Below are 12177 nucleotides of genomic sequence, written 5' to 3' on the forward strand. Positions count from 1 at the left end.
CGATACACCTCCATGTAGGAGCTGGTTCACCCAGCGATACACCCCGCGTAGGAGCTGGTTTACCCAGCGATACACCTCCGCGTAGGAGCAAGTTTACCCAACGATACACCTCCGCGTAGGAGCTGTTTTACCCAGCGATACACCCCGCGTAGGAGCTGGTTTACCCAGCGATACACCTCCGCGTAGGAGCTGGTTTACCCAGCGATACACCTCGCGTAGGAGCTGTTTTACCCAGCGATACACCTCCATGTAGGAGCTGGTTTACCCAGCGATCTTTTTAAAACGCCGGCTGCGGATTACTTAGGGCTATGAGGGGTGTACCCTCAATAAAGTTTGTCTTTAAAGAACGGTTAGGCGTGAAAAACGATGAAAATGTTTCAAATTACGTAAAGTTGGTGAAGTATTGAGTGTTTTATTGTTTTTTCATTGCAATTTATCGAGAGAAGCTTGTCTTTATATTTAACTAAATGTAATGTTTGGGTTAATTTCAAGGGAGCTAACGTAAAACAATGGTGGACAGATGCAAACGCCAGAGGAATATGAGGTAAGCCAGCGGATAGGTAGGTTAATACTTGGGTTAAAGTGTACCAGAGGTATGACCCGAGAAGATGTGTGTAAACGTTTAGGTATAGGCTCGCGCACGTTAGATAATTACCTAAACGGAGTGAGCTCATTTAAACTTGGGACATTGTTAAAGTTTGCGGATCTTTGCAAGGTAAAACTGGCTGATATCTTGGATGATACCGACGCGCTGAAGCGCTTGTATCCTGAGAATATTAAAGACAAAGGCAATATCTTTTTGCTATTTACAGGCTATTTTGTCGGCGTTATGGTGCTTGAATTTACCTTATTTGCTTTTCTTATTTTGTTATCGTTTTATGCGCGTAATGACAAGAATAGTCAGAGCATTGTTGCAATTTTTATATTTGCTTTTTCGTTGGAAATCGTTGTTGCATACTGGTTGAATTATGTCGTCTTCCCAGCTATTGAAAGCTATTACATTGAAAATATCTATGCTTTTGCAACTCAACTTTTACTGAGTTTACTGCTGGCGCTAATGATCAAATACAGAATGTTCTTAGGTGCATGGTTTACCAAAGGGAATTCAGCCAGTATTTTTGAGAAGAACCAAGTAGATGCGCCGCTTTATGCACTCGCATGTACGTTAGCTTTGATTGATTTTGCCGCATTGATGGAAAACTTTATCCGTAACCTAGAGCGTTTAGGTATAGATGAAGAAGTTGCCAAACCATTTTGGGAGCTGACCTTTATTTATGATTACTTTGCTTATATTAAGGCCGTGCCTTATCTGCTCTGTATGTTTGTTTTATACGCAGGAATAACAGCGCGCCGTAAGCAGGTTTTAGATAAAGCAAATGCTGCGCCTACACAATAATGTGAAGGTTTTCCCATAAAAATAGAGAAGTCTGTGTGTTTTTAATTATTGATTTTAATGGTCTGCAAAACAACAAATAAGCAGGTTTAGCGAGGGTTGCTTAAATCGATTGATACCAAAAATTCAAATATAATGATAAGTTTGTTTCTATTTTGGGTTGTTTTGCGAGTGTGCACCTAAAAATAGTACTGTCATCTACTTGTCTTTATATTTAACTGGATGTAAACTTTTGGTTAACTTGGTTGGGGTGATTGAGAGATATGGTGGGGCGATGCAGACGCCAGAAGAATACGAGGTGAGTCAGCGTATCAGCCGATTGATACGGGGGCTAAAGCGCAAAAAAGGGATGACCCGAGAAGAGGTTAGCCGGCGTTTAGGTGTGGGTGACAGGACCCTTGATAACTATTTAAATGGCTCTAGCTCCTTTAAGCTTGGGACATTGCTTCGGTTTGCTGAAATCTGTAAAGTAAAGTTATCAGATATTTTAGAAGATACAGATAAGCTCTCAGGCCTGTATGGAGAAAAACATGAGGAAAAGAACAATGAAGGCTGCACAGAAAAAGCCGATAAAAATAGCCCTTAGTCGCTCATTGTGCAAATTAATATCTGGAGCAGGTCTTGTAACTGGAAGCGGGCCTAAAAATCAGCAAGCGGAATCTACGCCGCCGGAAGAAAAAAGCCAAGGTTGAACGCATGAGAAGTCTGTTTAATTTATCGTTGTTAACTAGTGTCGCTGCGCTATTGCTAGCTTTTTTTGCAGGGTCAACAATATTTGAGCCAATTACTTGTGGGCTACTTTTTGCGCTTGTTTTCTTATCAAGGGAAGATGAAAATAGTCTACTGTTAACCCTAATTTTTGCTATAACTTTTGCCCTCGATACCGTGATGGTTTACTTTATAACGTATGTTATTATTCCAGCGGTAGAAAGCTACTATGTAGAGAACATTTACGCTTTTGGAATCCAGTTAACTTTAAGCCTATTATTGTTGTTCTTACTCAGGCATCGAATGACAATCGCTGTTTTGATTACTAGAGGCAAAAGTGCATCAGTATTTGAAAAAAATCATGTCGAAGGTCCTCTATATCTCTTAGTAATATTACTGGTATTTATCGATTTTATGGCTTTGATGGAAAACTTTCTTCGCAATTTAGAGCATTTAGGAGTGAATGAAGAGCTAGCGAAGACTTTTTGGGACGTTACTTTCTTTTTCGACTATTTTCCGTACCTGAAAGCAGTGCCTATGTTGTTGTGTGTAACAATGCTTTATGTAGGCTTGGTGGTACGAACCAAGAGACAACCAATCCAGAGTTAGTCAGAGGTTCAGGGGCGCGCAGTATGTTTCCGGTATTGCGCTCGCTTTTATGTTCCAATATGTTCCAAAGTATCCTTCTCTGATAACCATTATAGATACGTTATTATCATCTACTTGAAAGTGTACGCTTTTTCATAAGTTAGTGTTATTCCACTTGTCTTTATATTAAACAAAATGTAATGTTTGGGTTAATTTTGTGGTTTGATTAAAGGGGAATGTGGGGCGATGCAAACGCCAGAAGAGTACGAGGTAAGCCAGCGTATAGGACTACTAATAAAGGGCCTTAAGCATAAACGCGGGATGTCTCGAGAAGATATATGCCGCCACCTCGGGATTGGCATGCGAACGCTAGACAACTACCTCAATGGTGTTAGCTCTTTTAAGCTTGGCACGTTAATGAAGTTTGCTGACCTCTGTAGAGTCAAGCTTGCCGATATTTTAGATGATACCGAAGCGCTCTCACGACTATATCCAGACAATATGAAGGACAAGGGCAGTATTCTAACATTGCTTTTCGGCTCTCTTGCAACGGCAATGCTTTTTGAGTCAATCACTTTGTTTTTGCTAATTATGTTGCTTTGCTATTCACACAAAGACAAAAACAATCAATGTATGGTCGCAATTTTTGTAGTGATCTATGCATTAAGTAATGCATTTGGTTACTGGCTTAAATACTTTGTTTTCCCCACAGCTGCTAATAACTTCATTCAAAATGTATACGCTTTTTCAATAAACTTGGCACTAAGTTTATTTCTGCTCTTTTTAATTAAATATAGAATGAAATTTGCGGTGCTTATCACGCGAGGAAGGTCTTCCGAAGTATTTGAGAAGAGTCTTGTTGAAGCTCCACTTTACTTCCTTGCTCTGATCCTAGCAGTTGTTGATTTTTGTGCGCTAATAGAGAATTTTATTCGCAATTTAGATCGATTGGGAATGGATGAAGAGAAGGTAAAAATATTCTGGGAGTTGACCTTCTTCTATGATTATTATGAATACCTTAAAGCCCCGCTGATGTTGCTTAGTATAGCACTTCTCTATGCAGGGGTACTTGCACGGAAAAGCAATATGCAGCAGCCCCAAAGTGCGTAGTAATAAGTCGATAAATAAATCACGGAAATAGGAGATGGCGGGCTGATGCAAACGCCAGAAGAGTACGAAGTAAGCCAGCGCATAGGGCTACTAATAAAAGGTCTAAAGCATAAACGCGGGATGTCGCGAGAAGATATATGTCGCCACCTCGGGATTGGCATGCGAACGCTAGACAACTACCTTAATGGTGTTAGCTCTTTTAAGCTTGGTACGTTAATGAAGTTTGCTGACCTCTGTAGAGTTAAACTCGCTGATATTTTAGATGATACCGAAGCGCTCTCACGACTATATCCAGACAATATGAAGGACAAGGGCAGTATTCTAACATTGCTTTTGGGTTCTCTTGCTTCCGTTATGCTCTTTGAGTCTGTTTTCTTAGTTTTACTAATTTTACTGCTTTGCTACTCACATAAAGATAAAAATAATCAATGCATAGTTGCTATTTTTGTTGTGGTCTACGTGCTAACTAATATTGGTGGCTACTGGCTAAACTATGTCGCTTTTCCAGCAGCTGAAAACTATTATATGCAGAACGTATACGCATATTCGCTACACCTATCATTAAGTCTGTTACTATTCCTTCTGCTCAAGTACAGGTTGATGTTCTCGGTATTGGTTACTCGCGGAAAATCGGCAGCTGTTTTCGAAAAAAGCCTTATTGAAGCTCCTCTCTACTTTTTGTCTATGATGCTAGTCACTATAGACTTTTTGGCGTTAATGGAGAACTTTATTCGTAATCTGGAACGATTAGGAATCGACGAGGAGAAAGCTAAAATATTCTGGGAGTTAACCTTTTTTTACGATTACTTTAGGTATCTTAAGGCCGTACCATTATTACTCAGTTTAGTACTCCTCTATGCAGGAATACTCGCACGGAAAAGAAATACGCAGCAGCCCCAAAGCGCGTAATAATAAGTCGATAAGTAAATCACGGAATAAGGAGATGGCGGGCGATGCAAACGCCACAAGAGTACGAAGTAAGCCAGCGTATAGGACTATTAATAAAGGGTCTTAAGCATAAACGCGGGATGTCACGAGAAGATATATGTCGCCACCTCGGGATTGGCATGCGAACGTTAGACAACTACCTTAATGGCGTTAGCTCCTTCAAGCTTGGTACGTTAATGAAGTTTGCTGACTTATGTAGAGTCAAACTCGCCGATATTTTGGATGATACCGAAGCGCTCTCGCGACTATATCCAGACAATATGAAGGACAAGGGCAGTATTCTAGCCTTGCTAATGACTACGGTAGTAAGTGCTACAGTTTTTGAGCCGATCACCTGTATTTTACTTTTTGTCTTAGTTTATTTATGTAAAGAAGATCAAAATAGCTTATCGCTAACTTTGATTTTTGCAGTTGTGCTTTCACTAGATGCAGTAATGGTATTTTACTTAAAAAATATTGTTTTCCCTGTGGTTGAAAGCTATTACATCGAGAATATTTATGCTTACGGTGGACAGTTAATCTCAAGCCTACTGCTGTTATTTCTGCTCAAGTACCGAATGGCACTTTCAGTTTTTTTCACACGTGGTAAATCAGCCTCGGTATTCGAGAAAAATTACGTGGAAGGACCATTGTATTTCTTGGCTTTAACGTTAGTGCTTATAGACTTCTTTGCATTGATGGAAAACTTTCTTCGTAATTTAGATCGCCTAGGTATGGATGAGGAAGCGTCTAAAATATTCTGGGAAGTTACGTTCTTTTTTGACCACTTTGCGTATCTAAAAGCTTTTCCGACACTATTGTGCATTACTCTGTTATATATTGGATTGCTTGCACGTAAGAAGAGCCGCCAGCAGCTATCACACTTTTAATAACAATAGATTAATTATTAGATTCAGGAAACGGTAGGTCGATGCAAACGCCAGAAGAGTATGAAGTAAGCCAGCGCATAGGACTGCTAATAAAAGGTCTAAAGCATAAACGCGGGATGTCTCGAGAAGATATATGTCGCCACCTCGGGATTGGCATGCGAACGCTAGACAACTATCTCAATGGTGTTAGCTCTTTTAAGCTTGGTACGTTAATGAAGTTTGCTGACTTATGTAGAGTTAAACTCGCTGATATTTTGGATGATACCGAAGCGCTCTCACGACTGTATCCAGACAATATGAAGGACAAGGGCAGTATTCTTACGCTTATCTTGGGATCGGCTTTTGGCGTAATTATTTTTGAGTCCATTTTATTTATCTTATTGTTGGTTTTGTTCTTTTACTCTTACAAAGACAAAAATAGTCAGCTGTTGACGTTATGTTTTGCAGTGCCTTACTTTCTTGCAATTGTAGCGATATACATGCTTCGCATCGCGATCTTCCCTGTTGTGGAAAGCTACTTTATAGAAAATATATTTGCGTTTTCAATTCAGTTTTCTCTCAGCCTACTGTTGCTCTTTTTACTCAAGCATCGTATCGAGATAGCTATTATTTTAACTCGGGGAAAGTCGGCTTCTGTCTTTGAAAAAAACTATGCTGAAGGGCCATTATATTTCCTAGCAATTGTTTTAGCTTTCGTAGACTTTCTGGCATTGATGGAAAACTTTCTCCGTAACCTAGATAGAATGGGTATAAACGAAGAAACCGCAAAGGTGTTCTGGGAAGTAACCTTTTTTTATGACTATTTTGCTTACTTAAAATCAGTGCCTATGTTGCTGTGTGTCGCGGTACTTTATATCGGTTATATCGCACGTAATCAAGTATCAAGATCGGCTGAACATGTTGAGTAATAATGGTAGTATCTGATGTCGATTATACAGATTTTTCGTTTATGAGTTGCTGCTATAGTTTGGTCTCCTCAACCCTTTGAGGATAGCGTTAAATCATAGATTACTTTGCAAAAGCACACAAAATCTTCTGCGGTGGGTGTCAGTGATTTTTCGGCTCAATTTTTAGGAGTTAAATTGAAGCGTAGTTTACAGTTTAAGATTCATTTGGCTCTACTCGTAGCCTGCATTATAGGTTTTCAATTTTATAGGGGTACGATTGATAACTTCTTTACTAACCCTTTTTATATCGGTTCAATGCTTGTTGGTGTTTTACTTGTGTTAAAAGCTATTTTTTACTCGTGCCAAAAGTGCCGAAGAAATCAAGTAATACTGGGGTGGTATAGGTATAGGTTGCCTAAAGAAAGGTGTTATAATTGCGGTCATAACATTGACAATAGTCGCTCCTAATAAATTAACGAAATAGGGGCGCAACAGTAGGTTTGTGCTTTTTTAGTATAAAATCAGAAAAACTGGATAAGTTTAGCTTTATGGAAAAGTTTTGTATCTCAATTATTTCACTGTGTCTTGCTCTTGGTGGTGTCACCCATATTTTTGACAATGTGTACTTTGGACTTCTACCATATAAGTTTGCACCAAATTGGGTGAATTTATACTGGACATCCCTTGGTGTTATTGATTTTTTAGCTATTTATATTCTGCTAAAGAATAGAAATCTGGGGATAATTTTAACTTTGATAATAATGATAAGTGACGTAGTTATTAATTCAGCGGCTTACTATTCTATGCAAGTTATTAAAGACCCTATAGCATTGCAGCTACAAACACTTTTTCTCGGCTTTTGTCTTGGCGCGTGCATGTGGTTATGGAAAAGCAATAGCAGTAACTCTGTTTCGCCTGTTACTTAACATATATGTTCTTTTTAAAGAACAGCAAAAAAACAAAAATAAGAACACAAAATAAGAAGAAAATAAGGAAAGAAGAAAATAAGTGACATATATGGACGCTCAGCTGCTGTCAAGTAATACTCATCCAACAAGGTTGTTTTAACAGCCTTGTTGCTTCTTTTATTTATCTCTCATTTACTATTTGTATGTATTGATAAACAGTCACTTTGAGTCACCCTAAATAAGGTGCTGCTCTGACATATATTCGGGCTTAACTGACTTTCAGCGCCCCTAATGAGTTTCGAACCTAGCCACCCAAAAAGTAGAATACACCCACGCGGCATTGAATGCCTTGCCTATAACGGGTTTAACTAGGTAGGTTTGACCTTTTGTTCATCGTTATGTTTACAGCAATGAGAATATGGCTATCAAGGGCTCATAAACACCCACTCGGGCTCGAGGCCCTTGTCACGACCGGGCTCCTTAATAGCCATAATTTGAGTCATGATTGCGCCTCACTTTGTGTATATTGGGCTTTATAAGGTTCATTTCTTTGTAGCAATATCCACATTAAGCGAGCCAATCGGTGGGCCGTGGCCACCACCGCTTTATTTTTACCGCGACGTTCTACCAATGCGTTGATCCATTTGTTTAAATCATCCTGCTTTTTGTGCGCATGATTGACCACTGTACGGGCACCATGAATGAGTTGTTTTCTTAGATAACGATCACCTCGTTTGGTGATCCCTCCCATCTTATTGGTTTCACCCGAAGCATATTGACGTGGTGTGATCCCAAGCCACACAGCCAACTCCTTTTTATTAGAAAATGCTTGCCCTTTATCTATTGTGGCACTCAATGCCGATGCGTTGATAATCCCAATTCCGGGGATGGATTGGATAATTTGAGCAGCTTGGCTCTGTTCATTAAACTGCTTAAATTGTGCCTCTACATTTTTAATATTGGCGTCTAACTTTTGCATTTCTTCATAAACGTCTCTGAGGAGTAGATTTAAAGCTCCATGTAAATTACGGTTGAGCAGATCAGCAATGGTTGCACGAAAAGACTTTAAGCTCTTTTTGATGACGATGCCAAATTCAAGTAACAAACCACATGTTTGGTTGATGCAGGCGGTTCGATTATGTATGAGCCGCTCCCGATAGCGATGTAGTGCTAGGATTGCTTGTTGATGCTCTGTTGTTACAGGAACAAAGCGAATGTTAGGTCGAAGGCTCGCTTCATAAATCGCCATACAATCATTTTTATCGTTTTTATTGCCACGGACAAAAGGGGTAACATGTTGCGCAGGGATAAGCTGAACTTGGTGCCCAGCTTGTAAGCAGTACCGCCCCCAATAATGAGACGTTGAGCATGATTCCATAACAACATTACAAGCAGGTAATTGGGTCAATGTTTGCAAGAGCTTTGCTCTATCTAACCTTCTGGAAAAACATTTATTACCTTGCTTATCAAACGATAAAAGTTGGAATACATTTTTTGCTAGATCAATTGAAAGCGTGCTAACGTTATTCATGATGGACTCTCCTAATAACTGTGTTTGCAACTATCAGTTTGGCGCATTGACGCCGATTTGGGAGCGTCCATCTCATCACCCATTACTATTAACGTCAAAGCTGAGGAAGCAGAACTAACGTGGGCACCCACCATAACTAACACTACAGAACGAAGGGTATCAGCTTAAGGTTATGACACCCAGCCATATTTGAAATTTGTGGGTGTCAGTAATTTTTCTCGCAGATAAGTTATAACTCGTTTTTTCAGGTAATTCGTATGTTGAATGACAATGTTTGACTGGTAATTTGCTAAAATTATTAAATAAAGTTTCTTGAATATTGCGATTTTTCTCTTGTGGATAAGTGAGATATTAAAGAATTTATACTAATTAGCTGTTAAATTTCTAAAGGAGCATCAAGTTGGCAAATGGAAGTTTTGGTCTCGATAACGAGGCTTTAATTATTAAAAGTGGTATAAGAAATGTTTTTACGCCTCATATTCCGATTGACGAAATATCTCATTTTTTTGGGCGTGAAGATGAAGCAACAAGATTAGTCAGCGTTATTAATTCTCCCGGCCAGCATATCCTTCTTTACGGTGATCGCGGTGTTGGGAAAACATCTCTTGCGAAAACTACTTGTAAACTAATTTTACATAAACTTCAGCGCGGGCATTTTTTTGAGAAACGTTGTGATTCTGGAGATAGTTTCTCTTCTATTTTTGTTGAAGCACTTGAAAAATGTGGGATTGATTTGTCGTTCAGAGAAGCAACTCAAACGCATAATCAAGGTGGTGGCGCAGTATTAAATGCAGTTTTCGCAAAGGCTGACCTGTCCACTAAAAGGGAAACAAAAACTACAATAGTAACCACATTTAAACCTGACTCTCCATCTTGGGTTGCGAAGCACTTAAAGTCCCTTTCAGGAATTATGCTTATTGACGAAGCTGACGCACTTCAAGATGAATCCGATAAGAAAAAAATTGCAGAACTTATTAAATTGCTTAGCGATCATAAGTCCAATTTCAAATTGGTGGTGGTAGGTATAGCGGCTACTGGGGAAGAGTTAACAGCTGGTCATCCTTCAGTAGAAAGATGCTTAAAAGAAGTTTCATTGCAACGAATGTGCGACGAAGACCTTAAGAAGATAATTCTTAATGGCATGAATTCTTTAAATCTTCGCCCTGATGATAGCGTTGTCGAAAAAATAGTAGATATAAGTGCTGGATACCCCCACTTCACTCATTTAATTAGCTTAAAATGTGGTGAGGCTGCAATCGTTAGAGGCAATAAGCATATAACAAAAGATGTACTCAAAAGTGCACTCAATGAAGCGGTGAAGGATTCTGAGGGAGCATTACAAAGAATGCTTGAGTCTACACTTCGCGTATTAAACACTCCACAGGAGTATAAGTTCCTGCTTCTTACAGCTTCTTATTGTAATACACCTGAATTTCGTAGCTCTGAGTTAAGAGAAAAATTAAAAAGTAAATTTGGTGTCATCGTTGATTCGCAGACTTTAAGCCGAAGACTAACAAAATTAACCAAAGGGAGTGAAAAGACAATTCTGTATAAGCCCGCGAGGGGGTGCTTTCAATTCACAGATCCAAGAATGCCTAGCTTCTTAAAGATGGCTTTGAATGCAGATGATGACGTAATGTAACAAGCCACCACACTCGGAAATTTCACTTACTCCGCTCCCAAAATTCCGGTGAGCGGAGTGTTGGTTACCTTATCAATATTACATGCTCAATTTACTGTACAAGTAGAATGGTGAAGACTATACTTGTTCCATTAAATGTACATGTAGAGGTTCTTATGAGAATTGTATCTTTTACTGAAGCTAGAAATGGTCTTAAAGCTGTTCTAGACGGTGTAGTTAATGACGCAGATACAACAGTCATTACACGTCGTGACTCTGAGGATGCTGTGGTTATGTCTTTAGATTACTACAATAGCCTTATGGAGACTGTCCACTTACTACGCTCTCCTCAAAACGCTGAACACTTAAATCGTTCGATTGCACAGTACCGTGCTGGTAAAACAACAGCACGAGAGTTAATTGATGAGTAGTAGTCAACGTTTACTATCGTGGACTGATGACGCTTGGGATGACTATCTGTATTGGCAAACTCAAGACAAGAAAACACTCAAGCGCATCAACAAACTCATCAATGATGTTAAGTGCTCCCCATTTGAGGGCATCGGTAAACCAGAGCCGTTGAAAGAGAGTTTATCTGGTTTTTGGTCTCGTCGTATTGATGACACTAACAGGCTTGTTTATGCAGTTGATGATCAAGCGATAACGATAATTTCGTGTCGTTACCACTACTAAATTAGAGGCGGCGATAATACAGCAAGCGAATTAGGTGTATCGAACCTGTGTTCGGCAACATCATAGTGAATAAAGGAATGAATAAACTCACATTACGAGGGCAAGGGAAAGTGAATGCGCAATGGAAGTTGTATTGCTTGGTGCATAATCTAGAAAAGTTGCAAAAAATAATACACAAAGAAGTGTAGCTCATTTTAAACCTCAAAAAGCCACAGAGACCAGCCTTATAGCCTCATAAAACACAGTAAAAAAATGACAGTGACGTTTAGAGTAAACGATTGAATCAAATAAAGAACTCGGCTAAGGTTGATACCACTATGCAAAATGTATTAAAAATGAGCAATTCTACAGGCTTGTTAGGCATTCCTAAAGTATGAAGATAAATTTAAGTGATAGCCATAAATTAGAAATCGTTGTATTGAGCCGAGGAGCGGATGAGTACGACTATGATTACAATCTTCGGCTAACTTTGAGCTCTAGCGGGTTCACTTTTACAAAGGACGTATGGGCTGATGGAAGTGAAGTACAGGAATTCATAAAAAATATTGAATCATTAAAAAGTACATTAAAGGGCGAAGCTAAACTAACTTCTGAAAGCCCTGATGAATTGGAGTTGCTAATAAAACCAGTTGATGCCCTTGGCCATTTTGTTCTAAAAATCGAACTTGGAAACCAGTTTATGATAGGGAAAGAGTGGTTTTGGTCGAAGTACATCGATGCATTTTCTCTAGAGGCTGCAGCATTAGAATTGGTTTGTGATGAGCTCTTAGAAAATTTGGTATAAGAATGCCTAAGGATGGATTGGTGATACCCATCACTAATTGCATTGACGTTAGGAAAATGAAGGCTTGAAATTTGTGGTGGGTGTCATTGATTTTTGCTTCTTGATTTTTGAGCTTGGGATATATGAAGCGTCATTCG

Annotated in this window: 12 protein-coding genes and 2 pseudogenes; 13 read left to right on the plus strand and 1 reads right to left on the minus strand. The window is 39.2% G+C overall.

The annotated features are described in order from the left end of the window. The first annotated feature begins 520 nt into the window (after positions 1–520). The 8 genes and pseudogenes from PNC201_RS21850 to PNC201_RS23585 all read left to right on the plus strand — a co-directional run bounded on the left by PNC201_RS21850 (position 521) and on the right by PNC201_RS23585 (position 7429). Positions 521–1396 (plus strand): helix-turn-helix domain-containing protein, encoded by an 876-nt coding sequence (locus PNC201_RS21850; RefSeq protein WP_102058427.1) that lies wholly within the window; start codon positions 521–523, stop codon positions 1394–1396. Positions 1397–1667: 271 nt separating this feature from the next. Continuing rightward, positions 1668–1940: pseudogene (locus PNC201_RS21855) on the plus strand (helix-turn-helix domain-containing protein); the annotation flags it as partial. A 149-nt stretch (positions 1941–2089) separates the two neighbouring features. Beyond that, positions 2090–2710, plus strand: a complete 621-nt coding sequence (locus PNC201_RS21860) for a hypothetical protein (RefSeq protein WP_045988336.1) — start codon at positions 2090–2092, stop codon at positions 2708–2710. Positions 2711–2935: 225 nt separating this feature from the next. Beyond that, positions 2936–3799 (plus strand): helix-turn-helix domain-containing protein, encoded by an 864-nt coding sequence (locus PNC201_RS21865; protein ID WP_102058429.1) that lies wholly within the window; start codon positions 2936–2938, stop codon positions 3797–3799. A 45-nt stretch (positions 3800–3844) separates the two neighbouring features. Continuing rightward, the gene (locus PNC201_RS21870) at positions 3845–4708 is read left to right on the plus strand and encodes a helix-turn-helix domain-containing protein (protein WP_102058430.1); all 864 of its coding nucleotides are present in this window, start codon (positions 3845–3847) and stop codon (positions 4706–4708) included. 44 nt (positions 4709–4752) lie between these two features. Then, positions 4753–5616: a helix-turn-helix domain-containing protein gene (locus PNC201_RS21875; protein WP_102058431.1), complete on the plus strand. Its 864-nt coding sequence runs from the start codon at positions 4753–4755 to the stop codon at positions 5614–5616. A 41-nt stretch (positions 5617–5657) separates the two neighbouring features. Next, the gene (locus PNC201_RS21880; RefSeq protein ID WP_102058432.1) at positions 5658–6524 is read left to right on the plus strand and encodes a helix-turn-helix domain-containing protein; all 867 of its coding nucleotides are present in this window, start codon (positions 5658–5660) and stop codon (positions 6522–6524) included. 527 nt (positions 6525–7051) lie between these two features. Continuing rightward, positions 7052–7429: a hypothetical protein gene (locus tag PNC201_RS23585; protein ID WP_095727780.1), complete on the plus strand. Its 378-nt coding sequence runs from the start codon at positions 7052–7054 to the stop codon at positions 7427–7429. Positions 7430–7910: 481 nt separating this feature from the next. Here PNC201_RS23585 and PNC201_RS21890 read toward each other — a convergent pair whose 3' ends face one another. Continuing rightward, positions 7911–8942: an IS110 family transposase gene (locus PNC201_RS21890; protein WP_102058433.1), complete on the minus strand. Its 1032-nt coding sequence runs from the start codon at positions 8940–8942 to the stop codon at positions 7911–7913. Positions 8943–9342: 400 nt separating this feature from the next. Here PNC201_RS21890 and PNC201_RS21895 point away from each other — a divergent pair, with 400 nt between their 5' ends. The 5 genes and pseudogenes from PNC201_RS21895 to PNC201_RS21915 all read left to right on the plus strand — a co-directional run bounded on the left by PNC201_RS21895 (position 9343) and on the right by PNC201_RS21915 (position 12040). After that, on the plus strand, positions 9343–10584 hold the full coding sequence (locus PNC201_RS21895) for an AAA family ATPase (protein ID WP_158299158.1): 1242 nt from the start codon (positions 9343–9345) through the stop codon (positions 10582–10584). Positions 10585–10739: 155 nt separating this feature from the next. After that, positions 10740–10994: a type II toxin-antitoxin system Phd/YefM family antitoxin gene (locus PNC201_RS21900; RefSeq protein ID WP_005526636.1), complete on the plus strand. Its 255-nt coding sequence runs from the start codon at positions 10740–10742 to the stop codon at positions 10992–10994. Beyond that, positions 10987–11256, plus strand: a complete 270-nt coding sequence (locus PNC201_RS21905; protein WP_102058435.1) for a Txe/YoeB family addiction module toxin — start codon at positions 10987–10989, stop codon at positions 11254–11256. The genes PNC201_RS21900 and PNC201_RS21905 overlap by 8 nt, the downstream gene beginning before the upstream one ends. A gap of 17 nt (positions 11257–11273) precedes the next feature. After that, positions 11274–11444 (plus strand): annotated as a pseudogene (locus PNC201_RS23590) (transposase); the annotation flags it as partial. A gap of 185 nt (positions 11445–11629) precedes the next feature. After that, a complete protein-coding gene (locus tag PNC201_RS21915; RefSeq protein ID WP_095727777.1) occupies positions 11630–12040 on the plus strand; it encodes a WapI family immunity protein in 411 nt (136 codons plus the stop codon). The last annotated feature ends 137 nt before the right edge of the window (positions 12041–12177 follow it).

Source organism: Pseudoalteromonas sp. NC201, assembly GCF_002850255.1.
In the GTDB taxonomy this organism is placed as follows: domain Bacteria; phylum Pseudomonadota; class Gammaproteobacteria; order Enterobacterales; family Alteromonadaceae; genus Pseudoalteromonas.

What these genes read in the sequence shown, in the direction of transcription:
- PNC201_RS21850 (WP_102058427.1), top strand. Translation starts at nt 521, where the DNA reads ATGCAAACGCCAGAGGAATATGAGGTAAGCCAGCGGATAGGTAGGTTA.
- PNC201_RS21860 (WP_045988336.1), top strand. Translation starts at nt 2,090, where the DNA reads ATGAGAAGTCTGTTTAATTTATCGTTGTTAACTAGTGTCGCTGCGCTA.
- PNC201_RS21865 (WP_102058429.1), top strand. Translation starts at nt 2,936, where the DNA reads ATGCAAACGCCAGAAGAGTACGAGGTAAGCCAGCGTATAGGACTACTA.
- PNC201_RS21870 (WP_102058430.1), top strand. Translation starts at nt 3,845, where the DNA reads ATGCAAACGCCAGAAGAGTACGAAGTAAGCCAGCGCATAGGGCTACTA.
- PNC201_RS21875 (WP_102058431.1), top strand. Translation starts at nt 4,753, where the DNA reads ATGCAAACGCCACAAGAGTACGAAGTAAGCCAGCGTATAGGACTATTA.
- PNC201_RS21880 (WP_102058432.1), top strand. Translation starts at nt 5,658, where the DNA reads ATGCAAACGCCAGAAGAGTATGAAGTAAGCCAGCGCATAGGACTGCTA.
- PNC201_RS23585 (WP_095727780.1), top strand. Translation starts at nt 7,052, where the DNA reads ATGGAAAAGTTTTGTATCTCAATTATTTCACTGTGTCTTGCTCTTGGT.
- PNC201_RS21890 (WP_102058433.1), bottom strand. Translation starts at nt 8,942, where the DNA reads ATGAATAACGTTAGCACGCTTTCAATTGATCTAGCAAAAAATGTATTC.
- PNC201_RS21900 (WP_005526636.1), top strand. Translation starts at nt 10,740, where the DNA reads ATGAGAATTGTATCTTTTACTGAAGCTAGAAATGGTCTTAAAGCTGTT.
- PNC201_RS21905 (WP_102058435.1), top strand. Translation starts at nt 10,987, where the DNA reads ATGAGTAGTAGTCAACGTTTACTATCGTGGACTGATGACGCTTGGGAT.
- PNC201_RS21915 (WP_095727777.1), top strand. Translation starts at nt 11,630, where the DNA reads ATGAAGATAAATTTAAGTGATAGCCATAAATTAGAAATCGTTGTATTG.